Origin of the sequence: Saccharopolyspora sp. CA-218241, assembly GCF_050954615.1 — a bacterium.
In the GTDB taxonomy this organism is placed as follows: Bacteria; Actinomycetota; Actinomycetes; order Mycobacteriales; family Pseudonocardiaceae; genus Saccharopolyspora; species Saccharopolyspora cebuensis.
In genome coordinates this window covers 2,371,760-2,396,511 of record NZ_CP191860.1, presented here as the reverse complement: position 1 = coordinate 2,396,511, position 24,752 = coordinate 2,371,760, and the positions used below count along the sequence as shown (strand labels likewise).

General features: G+C 72.8%; 22 protein-coding genes and 1 pseudogene. 9 read left to right on the top strand and 14 right to left on the bottom strand.

The features are described 5' to 3' along the window. Positions 1-80 precede the first annotated feature (80 nt). Both ACQP0T_RS11565 and ACQP0T_RS11560 read left to right on the top strand, forming a co-directional pair. Positions 81-731 carry an RraA family protein gene (locus tag ACQP0T_RS11565; protein WP_345363826.1) on the top strand — a complete coding sequence of 217 codons (651 nt, stop codon included), beginning with the start codon at positions 81-83 and terminating at the stop codon, positions 729-731. Between the two features lie 2 nt (positions 732-733). Then, positions 734-1,660: a sugar kinase gene (locus ACQP0T_RS11560; RefSeq protein WP_433872868.1), complete on the top strand. Its 927-nt coding sequence runs from the start codon at positions 734-736 to the stop codon at positions 1,658-1,660. Positions 1,661-2,069: 409 nt separating this feature from the next. On the opposite strand, the gene ACQP0T_RS11555 is transcribed toward ACQP0T_RS11560, so the two are convergent. The 5 genes and pseudogenes from ACQP0T_RS11555 to ACQP0T_RS11535 all read right to left on the bottom strand — a co-directional run bounded on the left by ACQP0T_RS11555 (position 2,070) and on the right by ACQP0T_RS11535 (position 7,209). Further along, complete coding sequence (locus ACQP0T_RS11555; RefSeq protein WP_433872866.1) at positions 2,070-3,083, bottom strand: zinc-dependent alcohol dehydrogenase; 1,014 nt, start codon at positions 3,081-3,083, stop codon at positions 2,070-2,072. A gap of 34 nt (positions 3,084-3,117) precedes the next feature. After that, a complete protein-coding gene (locus ACQP0T_RS11550; RefSeq protein ID WP_433872864.1) occupies positions 3,118-3,396 on the bottom strand; it encodes a hypothetical protein in 279 nt (92 codons plus the stop codon). 21 nt (positions 3,397-3,417) lie between these two features. Continuing rightward, positions 3,418-5,085: a sodium:solute symporter family protein gene (locus ACQP0T_RS11545; protein WP_433873682.1), complete on the bottom strand. Its 1,668-nt coding sequence runs from the start codon at positions 5,083-5,085 to the stop codon at positions 3,418-3,420. A 221-nt stretch (positions 5,086-5,306) separates the two neighbouring features. Continuing rightward, a pseudogene (locus ACQP0T_RS11540) lies at positions 5,307-6,253 on the bottom strand (LacI family DNA-binding transcriptional regulator). A gap of 347 nt (positions 6,254-6,600) precedes the next feature. Further along, positions 6,601-7,209, bottom strand: a complete 609-nt coding sequence (locus ACQP0T_RS11535) for a TetR/AcrR family transcriptional regulator (RefSeq protein WP_433872862.1) — start codon at positions 7,207-7,209, stop codon at positions 6,601-6,603. Between the two features lie 98 nt (positions 7,210-7,307). Here ACQP0T_RS11535 and ACQP0T_RS11530 point away from each other — a divergent pair, with 98 nt between their 5' ends. After that, the gene (locus ACQP0T_RS11530) at positions 7,308-8,357 is read left to right on the top strand and encodes an NAD(P)-dependent alcohol dehydrogenase (RefSeq protein WP_433872860.1); all 1,050 of its coding nucleotides are present in this window, start codon (positions 7,308-7,310) and stop codon (positions 8,355-8,357) included. Between the two features lie 65 nt (positions 8,358-8,422). Here the strand turns inward: ACQP0T_RS11530 and ACQP0T_RS11525 are convergent, their stop codons facing one another. The 9 genes from ACQP0T_RS11525 to paaZ form a co-directional block, all read right to left on the bottom strand. Beyond that, positions 8,423-9,085: a 3-keto-disaccharide hydrolase gene (locus ACQP0T_RS11525; protein ID WP_433872858.1), complete on the bottom strand. Its 663-nt coding sequence runs from the start codon at positions 9,083-9,085 to the stop codon at positions 8,423-8,425. Between the two features lie 85 nt (positions 9,086-9,170). After that, positions 9,171-10,628, bottom strand: a complete 1,458-nt coding sequence (locus tag ACQP0T_RS11520; RefSeq protein WP_433872856.1) for a family 16 glycoside hydrolase — start codon at positions 10,626-10,628, stop codon at positions 9,171-9,173. An 11-nt stretch (positions 10,629-10,639) separates the two neighbouring features. Then, positions 10,640-12,841 carry a PQQ-dependent sugar dehydrogenase gene (locus ACQP0T_RS11515; RefSeq protein WP_433872854.1) on the bottom strand — a complete coding sequence of 734 codons (2,202 nt, stop codon included), beginning with the start codon at positions 12,839-12,841 and terminating at the stop codon, positions 10,640-10,642. A 223-nt stretch (positions 12,842-13,064) separates the two neighbouring features. Continuing rightward, on the bottom strand, positions 13,065-14,147 hold the full coding sequence (paaE, locus tag ACQP0T_RS11510) for a 1,2-phenylacetyl-CoA epoxidase subunit PaaE (protein ID WP_433872852.1): 1,083 nt from the start codon (positions 14,145-14,147) through the stop codon (positions 13,065-13,067). 1 nt (position 14,148) lies between these two features. Beyond that, positions 14,149-14,643 (bottom strand): 1,2-phenylacetyl-CoA epoxidase subunit PaaD, encoded by a 495-nt coding sequence (gene paaD / locus ACQP0T_RS11505; RefSeq protein WP_433872850.1) that lies wholly within the window; start codon positions 14,641-14,643, stop codon positions 14,149-14,151. Continuing rightward, the gene (gene paaC, locus ACQP0T_RS11500) at positions 14,637-15,512 is read right to left on the bottom strand and encodes a 1,2-phenylacetyl-CoA epoxidase subunit PaaC (RefSeq protein WP_433872848.1); all 876 of its coding nucleotides are present in this window, start codon (positions 15,510-15,512) and stop codon (positions 14,637-14,639) included. The genes paaD and paaC overlap by 7 nt, the downstream gene beginning before the upstream one ends. Positions 15,513-15,522: 10 nt before the next feature. Beyond that, positions 15,523-15,804, bottom strand: a complete 282-nt coding sequence (gene paaB / locus ACQP0T_RS11495; protein WP_345363799.1) for a 1,2-phenylacetyl-CoA epoxidase subunit PaaB — start codon at positions 15,802-15,804, stop codon at positions 15,523-15,525. After that, positions 15,801-16,742, bottom strand: a complete 942-nt coding sequence (gene paaA, locus ACQP0T_RS11490) for a 1,2-phenylacetyl-CoA epoxidase subunit PaaA (protein ID WP_433872846.1) — start codon at positions 16,740-16,742, stop codon at positions 15,801-15,803. The genes paaB and paaA overlap by 4 nt, the downstream gene beginning before the upstream one ends. Then, positions 16,739-18,790, bottom strand: coding sequence for a phenylacetic acid degradation bifunctional protein PaaZ (gene paaZ, locus ACQP0T_RS11485; RefSeq protein WP_433872844.1), 2,052 nt, complete (start codon positions 18,788-18,790; stop codon positions 16,739-16,741). The genes paaA and paaZ overlap by 4 nt, the downstream gene beginning before the upstream one ends. A 224-nt stretch (positions 18,791-19,014) precedes the next feature. Here paaZ and paaK point away from each other — a divergent pair, with 224 nt between their 5' ends. The 6 genes from paaK to ACQP0T_RS11455 all read left to right on the top strand — a co-directional run bounded on the left by paaK (position 19,015) and on the right by ACQP0T_RS11455 (position 24,741). Next, a complete protein-coding gene (gene paaK / locus ACQP0T_RS11480) occupies positions 19,015-20,358 on the top strand; it encodes a phenylacetate--CoA ligase PaaK (protein WP_433872842.1) in 1,344 nt (447 codons plus the stop codon). Positions 20,359-20,480: 122 nt separating this feature from the next. Then, positions 20,481-21,092: a TetR/AcrR family transcriptional regulator gene (locus ACQP0T_RS11475; protein ID WP_433872840.1), complete on the top strand. Its 612-nt coding sequence runs from the start codon at positions 20,481-20,483 to the stop codon at positions 21,090-21,092. A gap of 355 nt (positions 21,093-21,447) precedes the next feature. Further along, positions 21,448-22,683 carry a cytochrome P450 gene (locus tag ACQP0T_RS11470; RefSeq protein ID WP_433872838.1) on the top strand — a complete coding sequence of 412 codons (1,236 nt, stop codon included), beginning with the start codon at positions 21,448-21,450 and terminating at the stop codon, positions 22,681-22,683. Continuing rightward, positions 22,680-23,387: a TetR/AcrR family transcriptional regulator gene (locus ACQP0T_RS11465; RefSeq protein WP_433872836.1), complete on the top strand. Its 708-nt coding sequence runs from the start codon at positions 22,680-22,682 to the stop codon at positions 23,385-23,387. Before ACQP0T_RS11470 ends, ACQP0T_RS11465 begins: the two co-directional genes overlap by 4 nt. Then, positions 23,384-23,584 (top strand): ferredoxin, encoded by a 201-nt coding sequence (locus ACQP0T_RS11460; protein WP_345363784.1) that lies wholly within the window; start codon positions 23,384-23,386, stop codon positions 23,582-23,584. Before ACQP0T_RS11465 ends, ACQP0T_RS11460 begins: the two co-directional genes overlap by 4 nt. Beyond that, positions 23,581-24,741, top strand: coding sequence for an NAD(P)/FAD-dependent oxidoreductase (locus tag ACQP0T_RS11455; protein WP_433872834.1), 1,161 nt, complete (start codon positions 23,581-23,583; stop codon positions 24,739-24,741). The genes ACQP0T_RS11460 and ACQP0T_RS11455 overlap by 4 nt, the downstream gene beginning before the upstream one ends. Positions 24,742-24,752: the final 11 nt, after the last annotated feature.

Genomic DNA, 24,752 nt, shown 5'->3' with positions numbered 1-24,752 from the left:
CCGGCGCAGCGGTGCGGCCGGACCGCAGCGGCCACCGCGGGACCGGTTCCTGATGTACCCCACTTCGAACGGAGCAGAGGATGAACCAGTCGTACTCCCCCGAAACCATCGCCGCGTTCGCGGAACTGCCCACCGCGTCGGTGGCCGACGCGGTCGAGCAGCACGGCGGGCGGGGCTACCTCTCCGGGCGGATCCACCAGATCGTCGCGGGCAAGGTCGTCGGCCCCGCGGTCACCGTCCGCGAAGTCCCCGACGAGGAGGCGCTGCCGCCCGAGCACGCGCTGCGGGCCATCGACCGGTCCGAGCCGGGGAGCGTGATCTGCATCGACGCCGGGAGCGCCGACGTCGCGGTCTGGGGCGGCCTGATGACCGCGGGTGCGGTGGCCAAGGGGCTGGCCGGAGCGGTCCTCGACGCCGCCGTGCGCGACGTCGAGGAGATCCGCAGGGACTACGGCTTCCCCGTCTACGCGCGGGGCAGCGTCCCGGCTACCACGGTCGGCCGGTTCCGGACCGTGTCGCTGAACGAACCGGTCGTGCTGGGCGAGGTCACCGTGCACCCCGGCGATCTCATCGTGGCCGACTCCGACGGCGTGGTCCGCGTTCCGGCCCGGCACGTCGAGTCGGTCCTCGCCGCCGCCACCGAGATCGAGACCCGCGAGCAGGAGCAGACGAGGTTGATCCTGGACAGCGGGTCGTTGCAGGACGGCCTCGCGAAGTACGGCCGGATCTGAACATGAGCGGTATCGACGTCCTCGCGATCGGCGAACCGCTCGTGGAGTTCAACGCGGGCACCGACGGCGACCTGTCCGGCAGCGAAACCTTCTCCCGGGGCTACGGCGGCGACACGTCCAACTTCACCATCGCCGCCGCCCGCTCGGGAGCCCGCACCGAGTACTTGACCAGAATCGGCGACGACGCCTTCGGGACCGCCCTCGGCGACCTGTGGCGGCGGGAAGGCGTCGGGACACCGCACGTCGTGCGCGAGGCGGGCGGGCGGACCGGCATCTACTTCATCGCCCGGAACGGCGGGGAGCACGCCTTCACCTACTACCGCCACGACTCACCCGCCACCCGGTTGTCCCCGGCCGACGTGACCGGCGAGGTGATCGCACGGGCCAGGCTCGTCCACCTCACCGGCATCACCCAGGCGATCAGCCCCTCGGCCTGCGATGCGGCCTTCCACGCCATGGCGCTGGCCCGGGAGCGCGGCGTCCTCGTCAGCTACGACCCGAACCACCGGCCGGGGCTGTGGGCGACCGAACGGGCGCGAGCGGTCATCCTCCGCAGCCTCGCCCTCTGCGACATCGCGCTGCCCAACCTCGACGAGGGGCGCATGCTCACCGGTGCCGACCAGCCGCGTGACGTCCTCGCGGCACTGCGCGAACTCTGCCCCGGCACGGTCGTGCTGAAGAACGGCGCGCAGGGGGCGCTGCTGGCCGACGGGGCGACGATCGCGGAGATCCCCGCACCGCCGGTCGCTTCGGTCGACGCCTCCGGGGCCGGGGACGCCTTCGACGGGGCCTTCGCGGCGCGACTGCTGGGAGGAGGTGAACCGGCCGAAGCGGCCCGCTACGCCGCCGCGGCGGCGGCGCTCAGCACCACCGGGCACGGTGCCGTGCGCCCCATCCCGCGCCACGAGGACGTGCTCGAACTCCTCTGACGAACCGTCCGCCGAGGCTCCCGGCCCGTCCAGCGCACTGGGCCGGGAGCCTCGGCAGTCCCGCGCCGGGCAGCTCCGCCACGTCGGCGACGGCGTGCGCGGGCGGGTCGTCGGCAAGGCCCCGCCGCACCGCCAGGTCACCGCCGCGGACGAGGTGGGCTGTGGACGCCGCAGACCTCGACCTTCCCGGAGAACCGCGTGAGCCCCGCCCCGCCCCGCTCGGCGGGATTCCGCACGGTCGGCCTGCGCGAGCGCGTCGCCCGCCAGCACGGCCGGTGGCGGGACACCGCCGTGCTCGAACGCCGCCGCGCCGACTGACCGCGGCCCCGTGCGGGCGCCCCACCGCCCGCACGGGGGCGGTCCCGGGGTAACCGCGGGCGGCGCCGCCCAATCCCGGAACCACCGGTCCTCAGGGGCGCAGCAGCACCTTCACCACCCGGTCCCGCCGCTCGCCGAGGAGCCGCAGGGCCGTCGCGGCGTCCTCCAGCCCGAACTCGCGGCCGACGATCCGGGACGGGTCGAGCACCCCGGCGACGAAAGCCCGCACCGCGTGGACCCACGCCCGGGACGAGGCGCCGAACACCGTGTGCAGGGTGAGCTGGGACAGCACCAAGTGGCTGGCCGACAGCGTCCGGTCGTCGGCGGCGGGCACCCCGGTCAGCACGACCCGCCCGCCGCGGCGCGCGAGCCGGGTGGCGAGGTCCGAGGTGCCCCGGGCCCCCGCCGCCTCCAGCACCGCGTCGAACCGGCCGGCGCGCCGCCCGGCCTGCTCCGGACCGAGCAGCTCGGTGGCGCCGCACGCCGCGGCCAGCTCCGCGCGTCCGGGTTCGGGATCGACCACGACCAGTTCCGCGGGCGAGGCGGCGGCGAGCAGTTGGGCGGCCAGCAGGCCCAGGCTGCCGCCGCCCACCACCGCGATCCGCTCCCCCGCCGCGGCGCCCAGCTTCAGGCACGCCTCGGCGACGCACGCGGCCGGTTCCAGCACCGCGGCGGCGCGCAGGTCGGCGTGCTCGGGCAGCACGTGCAGCAGCCGCGCCGGGAGCGTGAGGTGGTCGGACCACGCGCCGGGCCGGGTGAACCCGGTCTCGTCGTACCCGCCGCCGCACAGGTTGTTCTCGCCCCGGCGGCAGGCCTCGCAGACCTGGCAGTTGCGGAACCCCTCGCCGACGACGGGACGGCCGACCAGATCGGCGGTCACGTCGGCGCCGACCTCGACGACGGTGCCGGACCACTCGTGGCCGGGCACCACGGGGTAGCGGACGAGCTCGGCCGGGCGGTGGCCGGTGAACACCTCGCGATCGGAACCGCAGATGCCGCTCCACGCCACCCGCACCAGCGCCTCCTCGGGCCCCGGTCGTCGCGGTTCGGCGGGGGCGATCCGCAGCTCGCCGGGCCGGTCGATGATGACGGCGCGCGATGTCATGCCTTGCCTCCGATCAGGGCCCGGCCGAGCCCGGTCACCGGTCGCCGTGGCCGAGCGGGCGCAGCTTGAGCCACAACGCGAACGCCGCGCCCACGACGAGCATGCCAAGCCCGGTCCAGAGGTTGATGTTGATCCCCTGGGACTTGGCCATCCCGGCTTCGGTCGGGAACAGCCCGGCGCCGCCGATGAGCACCCCGTACACCAGGAACAGGCCGCTGATCACGGCACGCACGTCGAACAGCCTGGCCGCGGTGCCCGACCGCTCCTCCAGCCGCGAGATGTTCTCGGCGTGCTCCTTCGGGTTCTCCTGCATCCGTTCCTCCTCCGGGTCGCCCTACAGCGTGAACGGGACGTAGCACAGCGCGGCCAGGACCACCGCACCCCAGCCCAGCAGCGCCGGCCGGCGGTACCAGGCGTCGTCGCCCGGGGCGGGGGTCCCGCCGTCGCGCGCGGCAGCGCGACTGTAGACCAGCCCGGCCAGTTCCGCGTCCGTCTTCGGGGTGGTGGCCAGCGCGATCGGCACGCTGACCGCGATGTCCACGGCGAAGGCGATGATCGCCGCGGTCATGTTCGCACCCTGGTCGGTGCTGATCGGCACGTAGCCGGCCTGGTAGGCGAGGTAGAAGCAGATCGGTGCCAGGGTCCCCAGCAGCAGACCCCAGAACCCCGCCTTGGCCGTCATCCGCTTCCAGAACAGCGCGAGGATGAACGTCGCGAACAGCGGGACGTTGAAGAACGAGAACAGGGTCTGCATGTAGTTCATGATGTTGCTGAACGACGCGGCGATGAACGCCGTGCCCATGCCGACCACCACGCCGACGGCGGTGATCACCCGGCCCACCCGCAGGTAGTGCGCGTCGGGCATCCGGGGCTTGATGTAGGCCTGCCAGATGTCGGTGGTGAACACCGTGTTGAAGCTGGACACGTTCGCCGCCATCCCGGCCATGAAGGAGGCCATCAGGCCGGTCACCGCGAGCCCGAGGACGCCGTTGGGCAGCAGGTCGCGCATCAGCAGCGGGATCGCGTCGTTGTAGGTGTAGCCGCTGCCCGGCTGACCGATGGTCGGTTCGACCAGCAGCGCGAGGATGCCGGGCAGCACGACGATCAGCGGGATGAACATCTTGGGGAACGCCGCGATCAGCGGGGTGCGCCGCGCGGCGGAGAGGTTCTTGGCCGACAGCGACCGCTGCACCTCGGCGAAGTTCGTCGTCCAGTAGCCGAAGGAGATCGCGAACCCGAGCCCGAGCGTGATGGTCAACCAGTTCGCGCCCAGCGGGTTCTCCTGCCCGAAGCCGGTCCCGCCCCACGCGGTGAGGAATTCCGGTCCCGGTCCGGCGAAGACCCGGTCGATGAACCCGTCGATGCCGCCGACCCGCGCCAGCCCCAGCACCGTCAGCGGAACCAGCGCGGCGACGATCACGAAGAACTGCAGGACCTCGTTGTAGATCGCCGAGGACAACCCGCCGATCACGATGTAGGCGAGCACGAACACGCCCGACACGACGATGGAGACCGGCAGCGGCCAGCCGAGCAGCGCTTGCAGCACGATCGCCAGCGCGTAGAGGTTCACCCCGGCGATGAGCACCGACGCGACCGCGAAGATCACCGCGCTGAGCAGGTGCGAGGACGGGCTGAAGCGCAGCAGCAGGAACTCCGGGACGCTGCGGACCTTCGAGTTGTAGTAGAAGGGCATCATCACCAGGCCCAGGAACACCATCGCCGGGATCGCGCCGATGAGGTACCAGTGCACGGTGTAGGCGCCGTACTGCGCGCCGTTGGCGGCCATGCCCAGGATCTCGGTCGCGCCGAGGTTCGCCGAGACGAACGCCAGTCCGGTGACCCAGGCGGGCAGCGACCGCCCGGACAGGAAGAAGTCCAGCGTGGTGTTGACGCTGCGCTTGGCGGCGAAGGCGATCCCGAGCACCACGGCGAAGTAGATGACCAGGATCAGGTTGTCCAGCCAGTTCATCGACAGCCGTAAGCCGTCCGCGGGTATGTCCATTGTCGACGCTTCCTCGTCTTCGGCGGCGGATCCGGTCGGTTCGAGCGGGAGGTGATGTCCGATGGGCCGGACGATGTTCGGGAACGTACGCGAGCCCGCGGGTCCGGTCAACACGCTCACCGGAACGGGTAAAACCGAAAAGTGTTGGAGTGAAGGGACATTCCGGCATTCGTGGCGCACCGCCGCGCCGGCGCGGGCGCGGCGGTGCGACGGCGGGCGGGTCAGCGGCCGCGCATTCCGGTGCTCTCCCGCACGATCAACTCCGGCGGCACGATGGAACGCCCCGGCGGGTCGTCACCTTCGATGCACCGCAGCAACCGCCCGAAGGTCAGGCGACCCAGGGCGAGGAAGTCCTGCCGCACCGTGGTCAGCGGCGGCGAGTAGTACGCGGCTTCGGGGACGTCGTCGAACCCCACGACGCGCACGTCGTCGGGCACCCGGCGCCCGGCTTCGGACAGCGCCCGCAGCAGCCCGAGCGCCATCTGGTCGTTGGCCACGAACACCGCCTCCACGCCCTCGCGGTCGAGCAGCTCCTTCCCGAGTTCGTAACCGGAACGCGGGCTCCAGTCGCCGCGCAGCACCGGAGGCGGCGGCGCACCGCGCTCGGCGAGCACCGCGCGCCACCCCTGCTCGCGGGCCCGGGTCTCCAGCCAGCCGTGCGGCCCGGCGATGTGCCAGGCGGTCCGGTGCCCGAGCGCCAGCAGGTGCTCCGTCGCGCGCCGGGCCCCGTCACGCTGGTCCACCGCCACCACCGGCACCGGCGCCTCCTCGGTGTCGGCCACCGCCACCAGCGGCACCTCCCGGGGCGCGATCTCCAGCGCGCGCCCGGCCGCGACGTGGGGGCGATCACGACTATCCCTTCGACGCCCTGCCTGCGCAGGTTCTCCACCGCATCGACGATCGAGGTCCGCTCGGGAGCGCTGACGCTGGCGACCGAGACGCTGTAACCGGCCTCGCGCGCGGCGTTCTCGATGCCGAACAGGGTGCTCGCCGGTCCGTAGAGCACCGAGTCGAGCGCGACCACGCCCAGCGCGCGCGAGCGCCCGGTGGCCAGCCCGCGGGCGAGGGAGTTCGGCCGGTACCCGAGCCGGTCGATGGCGTCGAGCACCCGGCGCCGCGTCTCCGCACGCACCGGCCCCGCGCCGTTGACCACCCGGGAGACGGTCATGTGCGACACCCCGGCCTGCGCCGCGACGTCGGCGAGCGAGGGCGGCCGTCCCGTCGGTTCGGACGTGCCCTCGGACCGCTTGACCACCGACCTGCTCCCTTCAGCGCCCGGGCGTTGCGTATCGAGTGTTAGCGGTAACACGCCCGCGGTCAATCCGCCGATGGGCGCACCCATAGGCCCAGGCGCCAACTGGATGACCTATTCGGATGATGCGAGCGGATCGCCACGGCCCACCGCTACCTGGACGCGCCGCTCGACGGCCTGCGCGGGGCGCTCGACGGGCAGCGGAACGCGGCTGAACCCGCACCCCCGCCTTCGCGCCTGCCGGAGTCCGGGCGGCGCGGTCCCTAGTCGGCCGCGCCGCAGCGCCCGGCGATCACGATCCGCGCGGCGTCGACGGATTTGCGCACCACGAGGTCGACGTCATACCCGTGCTGGCCGAAAACGCCGTCCAGGTGCAGCGTGGCGTAGCCGTGCGCCTGGGCGAGCAACTGCTCCATGAGCTCCAGGGCCGTGGGCGGGTCGGGGGCGGCGGCCAGCGCCAGTTCGAGGAAGCCGTCCATCAAGGTGCGCTTGCTCTCGTGCAGGTCCTCGCGCTGGGAGTTGTGCAGCTCGGAGGCGAACACCACCGGCAGCCCGGCCCGGCTCTCGATGGTGTGACGCGTGTAACCGCCCGCCGCCGCCGCGAGGCGGTCCGCCGGGTCGGTGTGCTCCTCGGCGGCGGCGCGGACCTGGTCCGCCAGCTCCTCGGCGACCGTGCGCGCGACCGCCGCGAGCAGGCCTTCCCGGTCGGCGAAGTGCCGGTACGGCGCGGCCGTGCTGACCCCGACCCGGCGGGCCACCTGGGCCACCGAGAACCGCTGCATCCCCTGCTCGGCGATGAGCTCCAGCGACCCCCGGATCATCGCGGCACGCAGCTCGCCGTGGTGGTACCGGCGCACCATGTCGAGGATCACCTCCGCTTCACACCGATGTAAGTGGGGTCTTACATTGGTGGTGCATTCACAGATAGCAATGTTGCGGTCCGCGGTGCGGGCCTTCTCTGGAGGATCTCATGGCACAGACGCGCGCGATCAGCGTTCCCGCTCCGGGGGCGCCCTTCGAGCCGACCACGATCGACCGGCGGGAGCTGCGCCCGGACGACGTGCAGATCGACATCGCCTACGCCGGGATTTGCCACAGCGACATCCACCAGGCCAAGGAGGAGTGGGGCAGCGCCATCTTCCCGATGGTGCCCGGCCACGAGATCGCCGGCGTCGTTTCCGCGGTCGGTTCCGAGGTGACCGCCCACCGGGTCGGCGACCGGGTCGGCGTGGGCTGCATGGTCGACTCCTGCGGTGAGTGCGAGTACTGCCGGGCGGGCACCGAGCAGTTCTGCGTGCGCGGCAACGTCCAGACCTACAACGGCGTCGGCTTCGACGGCGAGCCCACCTACGGCGGCTACAGCCAGCAGGTCGTGGTCAAGGACCACTTCGTCTGCTCCATCCCGGACGGCATCGGGCTCGACGTCGCGGCCCCGCTGCTGTGCGCGGGGATCACCACCTACTCGCCGCTGAACCGCTGGAACGCGGGGCCGGGCAAGAAGGTCGCCGTGGTCGGGCTGGGCGGTCTCGGCCACCTGGCCGTCAAGATCGCGGTGGCGATGGGCGCCGAGGTCACCGTGCTCAGCCAGAGCCTGAAGAAGCAGGAGGACGGGCTGCGCCTGGGGGCGGAGCACTACTACGCCACCAGCGACGAGTCCACCTTCGAGGCGCTGCGGTCGAACTTCGACCTGATCCTCAACACCGTGTCCTCGGAGATCCCGGTCGACGCCTACCTGGGTCTGCTGCGGACGGGCGGCGCGATGGTCAACGTGGGCGCCCCGAGCACCCCGCTGTCCTACAACGCGTTCTCGCTGATCGCGGGCAACAAGGTGCTGACCGGGTCGATGATCGGCGGTCTCCCGGAGACCCAGGAGATGCTGGACTTCTGCGCCGAGCACGGCATCGGCGCCGAGATCGAGACGATCCCGGCCGACCAGGTCGACACCGCCTACGAGCGCGTGCAGAACAGCGACGTCCGCTACCGGTTCGTCATCGACACCGCCACCCTCGGCCCGCGCTGAGGGCGGTAACGCCCGCCGGGCCGACGGCCCCGCCTCCGTTCCCAGGGGCGGGGCCGTCGAGGCCGCTACCGGTGCAGCGGCCTGATCCAGATGTCGCGGAACTCGGTGCGGCTGTCCGGGTCGTGGTTCTGCAACCCGACGTGGCCCTCGGTGCCGCGCGCCGGGTCGGTGCTGGTGAAGTCGTTGACCAGCACGTCGTTGAGGTAGATCCGGTACCGCTGGCCGACGACGACCAGCCGGTACTCGTTCCACTTCCCGACCGGCTTGGACGCGGTCCGGAACGGGTCCTGGAAGTTGTAGACGGTGCCGGTCTTCTGCGGGTCGCCCCCGGGGTTGTCGTTGATCTGGATCTCGTAGCCCCGGTCCACCGCGACCCACGGGTCCTGGCCGGGGTCGGGGAACCGCAGGAACACCCCCGAGTTGTCGGTCTCGGCCGTGACCCGCCACTTCAACCGCAGTTCGTAGTCGGCGAAGGTGCGCTCGGAGTACCACAGCAGCCCCATGCCGCCGCGGCTGACGAGCTTGCCGCCCTCGACGTCGAACCCGCCCGGTCCCGCCTGCGACCACCCGCGCAGCGAGTGGCCGTCGAACAGCCGGATCGGCTTGGCGCAATCCCGGTCCCGCGTCGTCACCGCCGTCGCGCCGTCCACCGGCGCCGCGGCGGCGGACCCGCCCGACAGCGCCATCACCAGCGCCACCAGGGCGGTCACCGTCGACTTCGCACGCATAGCTCCTGCCTCCTCCTCGGACGAACGGTGCTGCTCGATCGCGGGGTGCGGCAGGCCGAACCGCGGCCTGCCGCACCCCCGGCGCTCAGTCCAGCGGCCGGACCCGGACGTTGCGGAACCGGAGCTGGTCACCGGCGTTCTCCAGACCGATGAACGGCCCCTGGCCCCGGTCGGCACCGCCGGTGTACTCGGTGACGACCTGGTCGTTGAGCCGGACGACGTAGCTGTCGCCGCGGACCTCGATGGAGAACTTGTTCCACCCGCCCTGCGGCGGCTTGGCGGCCAGGAACTCGGCGGCCTTGACCCCGCGCAGCGATCCGGTGCGCTGGTCGACGGCCTCCACCCGGTCCAGGATCGCCACCTCGTAGCCCTGCGTCCCCGGCACCTCCGGATCACCCTGCGGATCCGGGAACCGCAGCATCAGCCCCGAGTCTGCGCTGACGTCGTCGGTCTCGTACTCGGCTTCCAGGACGAAGTCGCCGAACTCCTGCCCGGAGTACCAGAGCACGCCCCGGCCCTCGGCGGACGGGCGCAGCACGCCGTCGACGACGGTGAACCCGCCCTCCCCGACGTGGCTCCACCCGGCCAGGCTGCGGCCGTCGAACAGGGTGTGGAAGCCCTGCTCGTCCGGGGCGGGGCGCCACGTGGCGTCCGCCACCGCGACCGGGACGTCGGTGCGCGCGTTCACCGGCTCGTCGTCGACGACCGCCAACCGGCCGTCACCCCGGCTGCAGGAGTCCCCGGCGGCCACGCAGGCCAGCACCACTTCCGAGCCGGCCACCGCGGAGCTGTACTCGAACACCGCCCGGCCCTTCTCGTCGGCCTGGACCACCTGCCGTTCGGCCCGCATGTGCGGCACGCCCTCGGTGTGGCCCGGGGGCAGACCGGCCGCCGGGGCCCGCCGGTACACCTCGAAGGTCACCGGCTGCGCCGCCGCACCGCCCTCGGGCCGGAAGGTGGCGGTCACCCGGTGCTGCTGCCCGGCGTCGAGGTTGGCGGTGGGCGGGACGAGCCGCATCGTGCCCTCGACCCCGTCCACCACCTCGACGGTCGTCGTCGCCGAGCCGCGCACCACCCCGTCGGGGTCGGTGACGGTGACCCGAGCGGTGTGCTCGCCGGGTTCGGTGTAGGTGTGCGACGCCTGCGCGCCCTCACCGGTGGCGCCGTCGCCGAAGTCCCACCGGTAGGTCGACCCGGCCGGGGCGTGCGGCGCCTGCGCGGTGAAGCCGACCTCCATGGGCGCCGGGCCGCGGGTGAGGTCGCTGCTCGCCGAGACGTTCAGCGGCCCGGCCGCGCCCAGCCCGTTGAACTGCATCGCGTCCAGGCGGAACAGGTCCTGCTCCCCCTCCGCCCCGCGGGCGACCGCGAAGTACTCGTGGCTGCCGCCGGGATCGGTGACCGGCACCGGTGGGAGGTCGACGTAGCCGGTGGTGCCGCCGGGCACCTCCGCGGTGGCCGCCACCGGGCCGTCCGGGGCGCCCGCGCGCAGCTCGATCGTCCCGCCGGGGCCGGGTGCGCTGACCCGGAAGCCCACCGATTCCACCGACTGCAGGCTCAGCGGGTCGAACGAGACCGCGTCCCCGGGGCGAGCTCGCCGACGGCGGTGCCGCCTTCGGCCGCCTCGTCCTCGACGACCGCCGCGCCCTGGTTGCCGCTGAAGTGCTCGGCCTGCTTGTGCTTCGGCTGCAACCGGATCTCGTGGTTGCCCTCGGCGGGCGGGACGCCCGGCCCCCCGGCGTCGGTGTAGGACGCGCGCAGCACGGTGAACAGGTTCGCGTCCGCCCCGTGCCCGGCCTCCTCCTGGATCTGGATGCGGCCCTCGCACCCCTTGGTCTCGGTCTGCGGGTGCGCGTGCTCGTCGTGGCCCAGCGCCACCTGCACGGTCACGTCGTGGCAGTTGACCCCGGAGCCGATGGAACCGTCCTCGGCGTCGTTGACGCGCACCCGGTAGGAGACCTCGTCCCCGAATTCGAACGTCGAGCCGTCCGGTGGCAGCTCCAGCGTCACCTCCGGCGCCTGGTTGCCCACCGACACCGGCACCCGCGCCACCGTGACCTTGCCGGTGGCGTCGGTGATCGTCAGCTTGGCGTCGTAGGCGCCGTTCTCGGCGTAGGTGTGCTCGGCGGTCGGGCCCGCGGCGTCGTCGGTGCCGTCACCGTCGAAGTCCCAGGCGAAGGTGAGTGCGTCGCCGTCGGCGTCCGAGGAGCCCGTCGCGTCGAACGACACCGCCAGCGGCGCGTCCCCGGAGGTCGGGGTGGCGTCGACGACGGCGGTCGGGGACCGCTGCCCGCCGGTGTGGTCGATGCGGTAGAGGCCCGCGTTGGGACCGGGGGTGAAGAAGCCGCCGCCGTACTCCAGGACGTAGAGCGAGCCCTCCGGGCCGAACTCCAGGTCCATCGGCTGGTCGAAGTCCGTGCCCGGCAGGAACGGGTCGATCGACTGCAACGCGCCCTGCTCGTCGACCCGGACGGACTTGACGAAGCCGCGCGAGTACTCGTAGAAGAACTCCACCCCGTCGTACTCCGGCGGGAACTTCGTCGGCGAGTCGAGGTTCTCGTCGTAGCGGTACACCGGGCCGCCCATGGCCGTGCCGCCGCCCGGGCAGTCGATCTGCGGGAACTCCTCGGAGCAGTCGTAGGGGTACCACACCAGCGGTGGCTGGGCGGGCGGCAGCTCGCGCAGCCCGGTGTTGTTCGGCGAGTCGTTCACCGGGTTGGCGCAGTCGAACAGCTCGCCGGGCTGCTGCGTCGCGAAGTCGTAGTCGCGGTACGGGATGTTGTCGGCGATGCAGTACGGCCAGCCCGCGTTGCCCGGACCCTTGATCAGCTCCAGCTCGTCGTACTGGCGCGGCCCGCGCTGCGGGTCGTCCTCGGCGGCGTCCGGACCGACCACGCCCAAGTACACCCAGTCGGTCGCGGGGTCCACGCTGAAGCGGAACGGGTTGCGCAGCCCCATGTAGTAGATCTCCGGGCGGGTCCCCTCGGTCCCGGGCGGGAACAGGTTGCCCGGCGGGATGGTGTACGAACCGTCCGGCTGCACCGTGATGCGCAGCAGCTTGCCGCGCAGGTCGTTGGTGTTGCCCGAGGTCCGCTGCGCGTCGAACGGCTCGCGCCCCGGCCGCTCGTCGATCGGCGTGTAGCCGTCGGAGGCCCAGGAGTTCGTGTTGTCCCCGGTGGACAGGTACAGGTTGCCCTTCGAGTCGAAGTCGATGTCCCCGCCCACGTGGCAGCACAGGTCGCGCTGGGTCGGCACCTCCAGGATCACCTGCTCGGTGGCGAGGTCGAGCACCGCGCCGTCGAGCTTCATCCGGGACAGCCGGTTGAGCGGCTCCGGGCCCGCCGGCGAGTAGTACACGTACACCCAGTGGTTGGTGGCGAAGTCCGGGTCGAGCGCGATGCCCTGGAGGCCGTCCTCCTCGCCCGTGTAGACCGGGATGCGCGCGGCCTCGGTGACGTTGTGCGTGGCCGGGTCGAACAGCCGGACGATCCCGCGCCGGTCGGTCATGAGCACCCGGCCGTCCGGGGCCACCGCCAGCGCCATCGGTTCCCCGACGTCGTCGGTGAGCTTCTTCTTCTCGAAGTCGGACTCCGCGGCGTTGGTCACGTTGCCGGCCACCACCCGTTCGGCCGAAGCCGGCGGTGGTGGCGGCGGATCGGGCTCGCGGGCCGTCCCGACCCCCACCGAGGCCCCCGCCACGGCCACCACCAGGCCGAGGACGACCAGGGGCCGCCGCACGAGGTGCGTCAACGATGTCATCGCTACGTCCTTCCGCTGCGTCGTCAGAAGTGAACAACGGCCCGGGAACGCGTGGACCGGCGGCGATCGGCGGAAGCGTACGATGAAAACGATTCGAATGGTCCGGACAATCTGCGTCGAATTGATTTTTACGGCACCCGACGGACGGTTCCGGCCCCCTTTCGGTCGCCCCGGTGCGCCAGGATGATCGATCAAGTACCGCGCCCGGCGACGCGGCGGGAGATCAGGCGTCGTAGTCGACGACGACGGCGTCCGAGGACGGCAACGACTGGCAGGTGAGCACGAAACCTTCGTCTACTTCGGACTTCTCCAGGGCGAAGTTGCGGCGCATGTCCACCTCGCCCCCGGTGATCTTGGCGCGGCAGGTGCCGCACACCCCGCCCTTGCAGGCGAACGGGAGGTCGGGCCGGGCGCGCTGGGCGCCGTCGAGCACCGCGACGTCCCGCGGCACCGGCACGGTGGTGGAACGCCCGTCCAGCACGATCGTCACCTGGCTGGCCGAGGCGTCGACCGGGGCCTCCTCGTGCCGCACCGGCTCGGGCGGGGCGGCTTCGACGAAGAACAGCTCCTGGTGGATCCGATCCTCGGCCACACCCGCCGCGCGGAGCCGCTCGCGCACCCCGGTGACCATCCCGAACGGCCCGCACAGCCACCAGTGGTCCACCCGCGCGAGGTCGCCGAGCACCGGCCGCAGCGCGTCGAGCTTGTCGGCGTCGAGCCGGCCGGTGAACAGCTCCGCCTCGCGCGGCTCGCGGGAGAGCACGTGCACCAGCTCCACCCGCGTCGGGTAGCGGTCCTTGAGGTCGGCGAGCTCGTCGGCGAACATGACCGAGTCGCTGCGCCGGTTGCCGTACAGCAGCGTCACCGATGCCGCCGGCTCGCGCAGGACCGTCGCGGCGATCGAGAGCATCGGCGTGATGCCCGACCCGGCCGCGACCAGCACGTGCCGCCCGGGGACGTCCGGTTCGGGGCTGAACGCGCCGGTCGGCGTGCCCACCTCGATCCGGTCGCCCGGCCGGACCTCGCGCACCAGCCAGGTGGAGAACAGGCCGTCGGGCACCTCGCGGACGCCGATCCGCGGCGGCGCCCCCTCCGGGGCGCAGATCGAGTAGGAGCGCCGTTCCTCGCGGCCGTCGACCACCCGGCGCAGGGTCAGCGACTGACCCGCCCGGAAGGCGTAGCGGTCGGCCAGCTCGGGCGGGACGTCGAAGGTGATGGCGGCGGCGTCGTCGCACAGCGGGGTGAGCTCCGCGACGGTGAGTGCGTGGAACTCCCCGCGCAGGCGGGACTTCGTGCTCGCGATCAACTCAGATCTCCTTGACGTGCTCGAACGGTTCGCGGCAGGATCGGCACCGCAGCAGCGCCCGGCACGCGGTGGCGCCGAACTCCGAGACCCGCTCGGTCTCCGCCGAACCGCACCGCGGGCACCGCACGTCGGCCGGGGGCGGCGCGAGCGTCAGCGGGACCGGACCGGGGCGGCGCCGCGGCGCCCGGCCGGGCGGGGCGATCCCGGCCTCGGCTAGCTTGCGCCTGCCTTCGGCGGTGATCCAGTCGCTGGACCACGCGGGGTGCAGCACGGTGCGGACCTCGACGTCGGGGTACCCGGCCCGCTGGAGCGCGTGCACGAGGTCGTCGCGCATGGTGTCCAGCGCCGGGCAGCCGGTGTAGGTGGGCGTGATGGACACGACCACCCGGCCGCCCTCCTCGGCGACCTCCCGGAGCACGCCCAGGTCGGCCAGGCTCAACATGGGCAGCTCCGGGTCGGTCACCGACTCCGCCACCGCGCGCGCCGCGGTCACCACGTCGCCTCCGGGTCCGCCCGCGCGACGCCCTGCATCTCTGCCAGCAGCTCCACCAGCGCCGGGGTGTGCGCGCCGTCGCGGCCGGCGGGACCGGGGACCGCGGGCGGCGGTCCGGGCGCGGGCAGGGTCGCCGCCGCGCACACCTGGGCCAGCACGTCGTCGAACTCGGCGCGCACCTCGGCCGGGTCCACGCCGATCCCGGCCGCGGCCAGCCGCGACTCCACCTCGTGCGGGGTGAACAGCTCCCCGACGTGCGGGTGCACCGCCGCCAGCCCCGCGAGCAGCCGCTCGCGGGAGAACTCCGTGCCGTCGCCGAGCCGCACGGCCCACCGCGCGGCGTAGTCCCGGTGGTAGGTCAGCTCCTTGACGCCCTTGGCTGCGATGGCGGCCAGCACCGGGTCCCGCGAGGAGGTGAGCCGCTGGAACAGCGCGAGCCGCCAGGTGGTGAACACCAGCAGCGCGGCGGTGAGCCGGCCGAAGTCGCCGCGTTCGAGCTCGGCGAGCCCGACGTTGCGGAACTCGTGGGCGTCCCGGAAGAACGCGTAGTGGTCCTCGCCGCGCCCGCCGCCCTCGGCGTGCCCGGCCCGGGCCAGCAGGAGCCGGGCCTGGCCCAGCAGGTCGAGCCCGATGTTGGCGAGGGCGACCTCGTCCTCCAGCTCCGGCGCGCGGGTGCACCACTGCTGCAACCGGTGGCTGAAGACCAACGCGTCGTCGCCGAGCATCAGGCAGTAGGCGGCCAGCGTGCCGGGCTCGACCCCCTCCGGGATCGCGGTGTCCACTCCGGACAGCGGGTCGTCGAACCCGGTGCCGAACGCCCACCGGGCGCTGTTGTCCTCGGTGATCGCCTCGTAGGCGTTGTCGAAGGCCATGGCTGCTCGCTCACAGGTGGGGCACGTCGTCGGGGATGTCGTAGAAGGTGGGGTGCCGGTACACCTTGTCGCCGCTCGGGGCGAAGAAGGGATCCTTCTCGTCCGGGCTCGACGCGGTGATGTCGGCGGCCTCGACCACCCAGATGCTCACGCCCTCGTTGCGGCGCGTGTAGAGGTCGCGGGCGTGGTGCAGGGCCATCTCGGCGTCGGCGGCGTGCAGCGAGCCGACGTGCACGTGGTTGAGCCCCCGCTTGCCCCGGACGAACACCTCGTAGAGCGGCCAGGTGCTCATGCGACGGCCACCTCCGCCCGCTTGGCCGCGTGCGCGGCGGCGGCCTCGCGCACCCACGCGCCCTCCTCGTGGGCGGCGCGCCGGTGCTCGAGCCGTTCGGCGTTGCACGGCCCGTCGCCGGAGACCACCCGCTTGAACTCGTCCCAGTCGATCTCGCCGAAGTCGTGGTGCCCGCGTTCGGCGTTCCACCGCAGCTCGGGGTCGGGCAGCGCGACACCGAGCGCCCCGGCCTGCGGCACGGTCATGTCGACGAACCGCTGGCGCAGCTCGTCGTTGGTGTGCCGCTTGATCTTCCACGCCATCGACCGCTCGGTGTTGGGCGAGTCGGAGTCCGGCGGGCCGAACATCATCAGCGACGGCCACCACCACCGGTCGGTGGCGTCCTGCACCATCCGGCGCTGCTCGGGGGTGCCCCGCATCATGGTCATCAGCAGTTCGTAGCCCTGCCGCTGGTGGAAGGATTCCTCCTTGCAGATGCGGATCATCGCGCGGGCGTAGGGCCCGTAGCTGCTCCGGCACAGCGGGACCTGGTTGCAGATCGCCGCGCCGTCGACCAGCCAGCCGATCACGCCGACGTCGGCGAAGGTCAGCGTCGGGTAGTTGAAGATCGACGAGTACTTCTGCGCTCCGGAGATGAGTTTGTCGGTGAGCTCGGCCCGGTCGGCGCCCAGCGTCTCGGCCGCGGAGTACAGGTACAGCCCGTGGCCCGCCTCGTCCTGCACCTTGGCGAGCAGGATCGCCTTGCGCCGCAACGAGGGGGCCCGGGTGATCCAGGCGCCCTCCGGCTGCATCCCGATGATCTCGGAGTGCGCGTGCTGCGCGGTCTGGCGCAGCACCGACTTCCGGTAGTCGGCAGGCATCCAGTCGCGCGGCTCGATGCGCTGGTCGCGGGCGATGGTGCGCTCGAAGTGGGCTTCCAGCTCGTGCTCCGGTGTCATCGGCGGTCCTCCTTGGCGACCAGGGTGAGCACGTCGTACTTGGCCACCGAGTCGCCGTCGGCGTTGGTGACGTCGGTGTCCCAGCGCACCTCGCCGTAGTCGGCGTTCTCGCGCGGCGTGATCTGCTTGGCGGTCAGCGTCACGGTCAGCTCGTCGCCCGGCTGCACCGGCGTGAGGAACCGCAGGTTCTCCAGGCCGTAGTTGGCCAGCACCGGCCCCGGTTCGGGCGAGACGAACAGCCCGGCGGCGAAGGACACCACCAGGTAGCCGTGCGCCACCACGCCGCCGAACAGCGGGTTCTCCCGCGCCGCCGCCTCGTCGGTGTGGGCGTAGAAGGTGTCCCCGGTGAACTCGGCGAAGTGCGCCACGTCCTCGGCGGTGACCCGGCGCGGACCGGCCACGACGCTGTCGCCCACGCGCAGTCGGGCCAGCGGCTTGCGGAACGGGTGCTCGTCCTCCGCCGCGCGCGGCGCGCCCGGCACCCACCGGCCGGTGACCCCGGTCAGCACGGCCGGGCTGCCCTGCACCGCGGTGCGCTGCATGTGGTGCAGCACGCTGCGGATGCCACCCAGCTCCTCACCGCCGCCCGCGCGCCCGGGTCCGCCGTGCACGAGGTTGGGCAGCGGCGAACCGTGCCCGGTGGACTCCCCGGCGTCGTCGGCGTCGAGCACCAGCAGCCGACCGTGCCACGGCGCGGCGCCGAGCACCACGTCCCGGGCGAACTCCGGGTCCCCGGTGACCACCGATCCGGCCAGGCTGCCCTGCCCGCGCGCGGCGAGCTCGACGGCGTGCTCGGTCGAGCGGTACGGCAGCAGCGCCGCCACCGGGCCGAACGCCTCCACCTCGTGCGGCTCGGAGCGTTCCGGGTCGTCGCAGCGCACCAGCACCGGCGAGAGGAACGCGCCGCGCTCGGCGTCGGCACCGACCACCTCGACCCGCTCCGGATCGCCGAAGACCACCGAACCGGCGCCCAGCAGGGACTTCAGCGAGCGGCGCACCTCCTCGCGCTGCTCCAGGCTCGCCAGGGCGCCCATCCGCACGCCGTCGGCGCCCGGAGCTCCGACGACGACCTCGGCCAGCCGCTCGCCCGCCGCGGCGGCGACCTCGTCCAGCAGCTCCGCGGGGACCAGCGCGCGCCGGATCGCGGTGCACTTCTGCCCGGCCTTCACCGTCATCTCGGTGACCAGCTGCTTGACGAACAGGTCGAACTCGGTGGTGCCGGGGACGGCGTCCGGGCCCAGGATCGAGCAGTTCAGCGAGTCGGCCTCGGCGTTGAACCGCACCGAGTGGCGCACGATCGCCGGGTGCGCGCGCAGCCGCTGCGCCGTGGACGCCGAGCCGGTGAACGACACCACGTCCTGCGGCCCGACGTGGTCGAGCAGGTCGCCCGCCCCGCCGCACACCAGCTGCACCGCGCCGGCGGGCAGCAGCCCGGAGTCCACGACGAGCTCGACGAGGCGGTGGGTCAGGTAGGCGGTCTGGCTCGCGGGCTTGATCAGCGTCGGCATCCCGGCGAGGAAGGCGGGCGCGAACTTCTCCAGCGGCCCCCACACCGGGAAGTTGAAGGCGTTGATCTGCACCGCGACGCCGCGCAGCGGGGTGCACACGTGCTGGCCGACGAACGTGCCGCCCTTGCCCAGCGGCTCCGGCGCGCCCTCGACGTGGACGGTGGCGTTGGGCAGCTCCCGGCGTCCCTTGGAGGAGTAGGCGAACAGCGCGCCGATCCCGCCGTCGACGTCGACCTTCGCGTCGCCCCGGGTGGCCCCGCCGCGCGCCGAGAGCCGGTAGAGCTCCTCGCGGTGCTCCTGCAGGTGCGAGGCCAGCGCCTTGAGCAGCGCCGCCCGCTGGTGGAAGGTCAGCTCCCGCAGCGCGGGACCGCCCACCTCGCGGCCGTGCGCCAGGGCGGCCCGCATGTCGATGCCCGCCGAGGAGATCCGGGCCACCGCCGCACCGGTCACCGCGTCGTGCACGGGCACGCCCTCGTCCGACGGCGCCTGCCACCGGCCGCCGACGTAGCTGGGCAACAGCGGTGTCGCTCGCTGGTCCATCGAACCTCCTCGGGATTACCTACCGAACGTTCAGGAATTGAGGGTAGCGCGCGGCGGCCGCTTGCGGAAGCCGGAGCGGCGACGCACTCCGCCGCCTTGACATCGGCTCACCCGCTGGCTTTCATGAGGCCCACCCTTTCCCCACCGTCCATTCGGTCGGTAGGGCGTTCCCGCTCCGAACCGCGTCCTCCACGTCCGGCACCGGGCAGACCGAGGAGTCCCGCATGATCACCACGCACGACGACGTGCCGACCCGGCGGCTCGGCGCCGCACCGGCGGTCGACGAACTCACCCCGGCGGAACGGCTCAGCACCGACGAGTTGCGCTCGGTGCAGTGCGAACGCCTGCGCTGGACGCTGCACCACGCCTACGACAACGTCCCCTTCTACCGGCGCAAGTTCGACGCGGCGGGGGTGCACCCGGACGACTGCCGGGACCTCTCCGACCTCGCGAAGTTCCCGGTGACCACCAAGCAGGACCTGCGGGACAACTACCCGTTCGGGATGTTCGCGGTGCCGCGCGACGAGGTGCGCCGGCTGCACGCCTCCAGCGGGACCACCGGCACGCCCACCGTCGTCGGCTACACCGAGCGGGATCTCGACACCTGGGCGACGGCGGTCGCCCGGTCGATCTTCGCCGCGGGCGGACGACCGGGCCACGTGGTGCACGTCGCCTACGGGTACGGGCTGTTCACCGGCGGGCTCGGCGCGCACTGCGGGGCCGAACGGCTCGGCTGCACGGTCATCCCCGCATCCGGGGGCATGACGGCCCGGCAGGTCCAGCTCATCACCGACCTGCGGCCCGAGATCATCATGGTGACCCCCTCCTACATGCTCACGCTGCTCGACGAGTTCGAGCGCCAGGGCGTCGATCCGCGCGCCTGCTCGCTGCGGGTGGGCATCTTCGGGGCCGAACCCTGGACCGAGGGGATGCGCCGCGAGATCGAACAGCGGATGGACATCGACGCCGTGGACATCTACGGCCTGTCCGAGGTGATGGGACCGGGCGTGGCCCAGGAGTGCGCGGAGACCAAGGACGGCCTGCACATCTGGGAGGACCACTTCTACCCCGAGGTCGTCGACCCGGTGGACTGCGCCCCGCTGCCCGACGGCGAGCACGGGGAACTGCTGTTCACCTCGCTCACCAAGGAGGCGCTGCCGATCATCCGCTACCGCACCCGCGACCTCACCGCGCTGCGCCCGGGCACCGCGCGCCCGGCGTACCGGCGGATGGACCGGATCAGCGGGCGCAGCGACGACCTCATCATCCTGCGCGGGGTCAACGTGTTCCCGCTCCAGGTCGAGGAGATCGTGCTCGACGTCGATGGGCTGTCCCCGCACTTCCAGATCGAGCTGACCCGGCGGGACCGGCTGGACGAGATGACGGTGCTGGTCGAAGCCCTCGACGACACCCCGGCGGAGCGCCGGACCGCCGCCGCCACCGAGATCGCCGCGCGGGTCAAGGACGGCGTCGGCGTCAGCATCGGCGTGCGGGTGGTGGACCCGGCAACCCTCGAACGGTCGGTCGGCAAGCTCCGCCGGGTTCTCGACCGGCGGCCGAAGGCCTGAGCGCCCGCCGTGCCCGCCGCAGCGGCACTCGCCCACCCCCGCACCCGCCGCGGGTCCGCAGCGCTCCGCGCCCGGCGGCGAGCTCACCGCCGGGCCCCGGAACGGCCTGGGAGAATGCGGTCATGAGCACCCCGCCCCAGCGCGCAGGCAGACGAGGCAGGCCCGGCTACGACCTGGAGTCGTTGCTCGCGGTCGCGGTCGGGCTGTTCAACGAACGCGGCTACGACGGCACCAGCATGGAGGACCTCGCCCGCGCCCTCGGCATCACCAAGTCGGCGATCTACCACCACGTGCCGGGCAAGGAGGAACTCCTGCGGCTGGCCGTGAACCGGGGGCTCGACGGGCTGTTCGCCGAGGCGGCCCGGATCGAGACCGTCGACGGGCGGGCCATCGACCGGCTGGAGCACCTGGTGCGGGCCAGCGTCCTGGTGCTCGTCGAACAGCTGCCGTTCGTCACGCTGCTGCTGCGGGTCCGGGGCAACACCGAGGTGGAGCGGGCCGCGCTGGCCCGCCGCCGGGAGTTCGACCAGATCGTCGCCGACCTGGTGAGCAAGGCCGCCGCCGACGGCGACCTGCGCCCGGACGTCGATCCGGCGACCTCGGCCCGGCTGCTGTTCGGCATGGTCAACTCGCTGGTCGAGTGGTACCGGCCGGACGGCGACGTGGGCGCCGACGCCCTCGCCGACGCGCTGACCGCGGTCGCCTTCGACGGCCTCCGCCCCCGCCGGGACTGATCCCCACCCGAACGTGCGCTGAGTGAGGGGCACCCTTGCCCAACATAGGACCGCTTTCAGAATGATCTGCGTGGCGGTGCGGGTGGCGGAACCTCAGCGGTCTTCTCGCTGCGCCGATCGCCTCCTGATGTACCAACGACGTACACGGCGTCGGCGCTGTCCTCGCGAGAAGACCGCTGAGAACCCGCCGCGGTGCACGCTGCGTGCCTCACCGCATGCGGCTCCGCCGCATTCTGAAAGGACCCCATACTGGGACAAGGGTGCCCCTCACCTGTTCGACTCGGCTCGCGATTAAGTCAATCGCTTGACTTAAGGTGGTGCGGAGCGGTTGACTGGTCGGCAGTTGCGAGAGCGGATGCAGGGAGGTCGTGCGGTGACTCAGGCCGACAAGCAGGTGCTGGACTACCCGATCCCCGCCCCCGGGGCGCTGGAGCCCCCGGCGGAGTGGGAGGAGCTGCGCCAGCAGTGCCCGGTGGCGCGCGGGAAGCTGCCCAGCGGGGACGAGGTGTCGCTGCTCACCCGCTACGACGACGTCAAGCAGGTGCTGTCCGACTCCCGGTTCGGCAGGCAGCTCAACGCCCCGGACGCGGCCCGGGTCAGCGACACCGAGTCGGGCGGGCTGTTCAACAGCGACATCGCCTCGGCGATCCCGCAGAGCGGCGACGGCCACCAGCGCTGGCGGCGGCTGGTCAACCGGTGGTTCACCGCCAAGCGGATGGCGGCGCTGCGCCCCGAGATCGAAGCGATGGCCGAGCAGCTCATCGACGAGATGGTCGAGCGGGGTCAGCCCGCGGACCTGAAGGCGGGGCTGGGCTTCCCGCTCCCGGTGTGGGTCATCTGCGACATGCTCGGCGTGCCCACCGCGGACCGGGACCGCTTCTCCCGCTGGTCGGACATGTTCCTCAACCTCACCCGGTTCACCGGGGAGGAGTTCGACACCGCCCAGCACGAGTTCTTCGCCTACATGGCGGGCCACGTCGCGGCCAAGCGCGCCGACCCCGGCGACGACGTGCTCAGCGAGCTGATCAACGCCACCGATTCCGAGGGCGAGCGGATGTCCGACCACGCCCTCGCGGCCACCGGCTTGGGCCTGCTGATCGCCGGGCACGAGACCACCGCCAACATGATCGGGAAGATGGTGGCCATGCTGCTGTCCGACCGGCGGCGCTGGGAGTCGCTGCTGGCGGACCGCTCGCTGATCCGCACCGCGGTCGAGGAGGTGCTGCGGTTCGACGCCAACTCCGGCCTGGGCATGGTCCGCTACCTCCACGAGGAGGCCGAGATCGGCGGCACCGCGCTGCCCCGGGGCACGACCGTGATGTGCAGCATGGCCGCGGCGAACCGCGACTCGGCGGCGTTCGAGGACGCCGACGAGATGGACCTGGGCCGCAACCCGAACCCGCACCTGGCCTTCGGCGCGGGCGCGCACTCCTGCCTCGGGCAGGCGCTGGCCCGCACCGAGCTGCAGGTCACGCTGGAGGTGCTGCTGCGCAAGCTGCCCTCGCTCGAACTGGCCGTCCCGGTCGAGGAACTGCGCCCGTTGGAAGGGCTCGTCGTCGGCGGGCTCACCGAAGTGCCGGTGCGGTGGTGACTTCCGGCGCCGGTCCGGTGGGGACGCGGCGGGTCGCCGCGACGCGGGAGCAGATCCTCGTCGCGGCGGAACGCCTGTTCGCCGAGCAGGGGACGGCCGCGGTGTCCCACCGCCGGATCAGCGAGGCGGCGGGGCAGGGCAACAACACCGCCGTCGGCTACCACTTCGGCACCAAGGCGGCGCTGGTCCGCGCGATCGTGCGCAAGCACCAGGAGCGCATCGAGCACGAACGCGGTGCGATGGCCGACCGGGCCGGCCGGTCCACCGAGGTGCGCGACTGGGTGGCGTGCCTGGTGCTCCCGACCACCCGCCACCTCGCGGACCTGGGTCCGCCGACGTGGTTCGGCCGGTTCAGCGCGCAGATCATGACCGATCCGGCCTACCGCGGGATCGCGGTGGCCGAGTCGCTGCACTCCCCCGCGCTGCTGCGCGCCACCGACGCGCTGGTGCGGTGCCTGCCCGAGCTCCCGCAGGAGGTGTGGCGGGAGCGCCGGGACATGTCCCGCCTGCTGCTGGTGCACACGATCGCCGAGCGGGAACGCGCGCTCGCCGACGGCGGCTCGACCAGGCGGGCGTCCTGGGAGCAAGCGGCGACCGGGCTGATCGACGCGATCACGGGGCTGTGGCTGGCCCCAGCGACTCCGGCGGTGCCCGACGCCGCACGCGAGGAGATTCCCCACGGAGGAGAGGAGGACGCGTCATGAAGGTGACCGTCGACGAGGACAAGTGCTGCGGCGCGGGGACGTGCGTCATGGTCGCGCCCGACCTGTTCGACCAGCGCGACGAGGACGGCGTCGTGGTGCTGCTCGACGCCGAACCATCGGCGGAGCTGCACGACGGCGCGCGGGAAGCGGCCAACATGTGCCCGGCCCGGGCCATCGAGCTCGACGAGTCGGCATGACGGTGCCGGACTCGGTGCTGGTCGTCGGCGCCTCCGCCGCGGGTCTGTCCACGGTGGAGGCGCTGCGGCGCGGCGGGTACGGCGGTGCGGTGACCGTGCTCGGCGCCGAGCGGCACCTGCCCTACGACCGGCCGCCGATGTCGAAGAAGGTCCTGGCCGGGGACTGGGAACCGGACCGCGCGCGGCTGCGGCCGGAGGACGCCTTGGAGGCGTTGGGCGCCGAGTTCGTCCTCGGCGACCCGGCGACCGCCCTGGACCCCGCGGCCCGGACCGTGCGCACCGCCTCCGGGCGGGAGCTGCGCGGTGACGCCGTCGTGCTGGCCACCGGGGTGCGGCCGCGGACGCTGCCCGGCCAGTCCGGTCTCGGCGGCGTCCACGTGCTGCGCACCGTGGAGGACGCGCTGGCCCTGCGGGCCGACCTGCTCGCGGGCGAGCGGCTGGTCGTCGTCGGCGAGGGCGTGCTCGGGGCCGAGATCGCCGCGACCGCGCGGGGCATGGGCGCGACCGTGACGATGGTCGGTCCGCAGCACGCGCCGATGGCCGCCCAGATCGGTCCGCTCGTCGGGAGCAGGCTCGCCGAGCTGCACGCCGGGCGCGGCGTCGAGCTCCGGCTCGGCACCGGGGTGGACGGTCTCACCGCCGCGGGCGAACGGGTCTCGGGAGTCCGGCTGACCACCGGCGAGGTGCTGCCCGCCGACGTGGTCGTGGTCGCGATCGGCGCCGTCCCGGCGACCGACTGGCTCGCGGGCAGCGGCCTGGACCTCGACGACGGAGTGGTCTGCGACGCGCACTGCCGGGCCGCACCGGGGATCTACGCGGTCGGCGACGTGGCGCGGTGGCGGCACGAGGGGCTGGGCGGGCTGGTGCGGCTGGAGAACCGGACCAACGCCACCGAGCAGGCCGCTGCCGTGGCGGCCACCCTCCTCGGCGAGCAGCGCCCCTACACCCCGGTGCCCTACTTCTGGACCGACCAGTACGACGTCAAGGTGCAGGTGCACGGCGTCCTGCCACCGGACGCCGAGGTGACCATCGCCGAGGGCGCCGTCGAGGACGGCCGGTTCGTGGCCCGGTACCAGCGCGACGGGCGCACCACCGGCGTGCTGGGCTGGAACATGGCCAAGCGGGCGAGGCTGCTGCGCCAGGAGATCACCGCCTGATGGGGGCTGCC

Excerpts from the sequence above, each read along its gene's own strand:
- ACQP0T_RS11565 (WP_345363826.1), top strand. The coding sequence starts at position 81 with ATGAACCAGTCGTACTCCCCCGAAACCATCGCCGCGTTCGCGGAACTG.
- ACQP0T_RS11560 (WP_433872868.1), top strand. The coding sequence starts at position 734 with ATGAGCGGTATCGACGTCCTCGCGATCGGCGAACCGCTCGTGGAGTTC.
- ACQP0T_RS11555 (WP_433872866.1), bottom strand. The coding sequence starts at position 3,083 with ATGACATCGCGCGCCGTCATCATCGACCGGCCCGGCGAGCTGCGGATC.
- ACQP0T_RS11550 (WP_433872864.1), bottom strand. The coding sequence starts at position 3,396 with ATGCAGGAGAACCCGAAGGAGCACGCCGAGAACATCTCGCGGCTGGAG.
- ACQP0T_RS11545 (WP_433873682.1), bottom strand. The coding sequence starts at position 5,085 with ATGGACATACCCGCGGACGGCTTACGGCTGTCGATGAACTGGCTGGAC.
- ACQP0T_RS11530 (WP_433872860.1), top strand. The coding sequence starts at position 7,308 with ATGGCACAGACGCGCGCGATCAGCGTTCCCGCTCCGGGGGCGCCCTTC.
- ACQP0T_RS11525 (WP_433872858.1), bottom strand. The coding sequence starts at position 9,085 with ATGCGTGCGAAGTCGACGGTGACCGCCCTGGTGGCGCTGGTGATGGCG.
- ACQP0T_RS11515 (WP_433872854.1), bottom strand. The coding sequence starts at position 12,841 with ATGACATCGTTGACGCACCTCGTGCGGCGGCCCCTGGTCGTCCTCGGC.
- paaC (WP_433872848.1), bottom strand. The coding sequence starts at position 15,512 with ATGGCCTTCGACAACGCCTACGAGGCGATCACCGAGGACAACAGCGCC.
- paaB (WP_345363799.1), bottom strand. The coding sequence starts at position 15,804 with ATGAGCACCTGGCCGCTCTACGAGGTGTTCGTCCGGGGCAAGCGGGGG.
- paaA (WP_433872846.1), bottom strand. The coding sequence starts at position 16,742 with ATGACACCGGAGCACGAGCTGGAAGCCCACTTCGAGCGCACCATCGCC.
- paaZ (WP_433872844.1), bottom strand. The coding sequence starts at position 18,790 with ATGGACCAGCGAGCGACACCGCTGTTGCCCAGCTACGTCGGCGGCCGG.
- paaK (WP_433872842.1), top strand. The coding sequence starts at position 19,015 with ATGATCACCACGCACGACGACGTGCCGACCCGGCGGCTCGGCGCCGCA.
- ACQP0T_RS11475 (WP_433872840.1), top strand. The coding sequence starts at position 20,481 with ATGAGCACCCCGCCCCAGCGCGCAGGCAGACGAGGCAGGCCCGGCTAC.
- ACQP0T_RS11470 (WP_433872838.1), top strand. The coding sequence starts at position 21,448 with ATGCAGGGAGGTCGTGCGGTGACTCAGGCCGACAAGCAGGTGCTGGAC.
- ACQP0T_RS11460 (WP_345363784.1), top strand. The coding sequence starts at position 23,384 with ATGAAGGTGACCGTCGACGAGGACAAGTGCTGCGGCGCGGGGACGTGC.
- ACQP0T_RS11455 (WP_433872834.1), top strand. The coding sequence starts at position 23,581 with ATGACGGTGCCGGACTCGGTGCTGGTCGTCGGCGCCTCCGCCGCGGGT.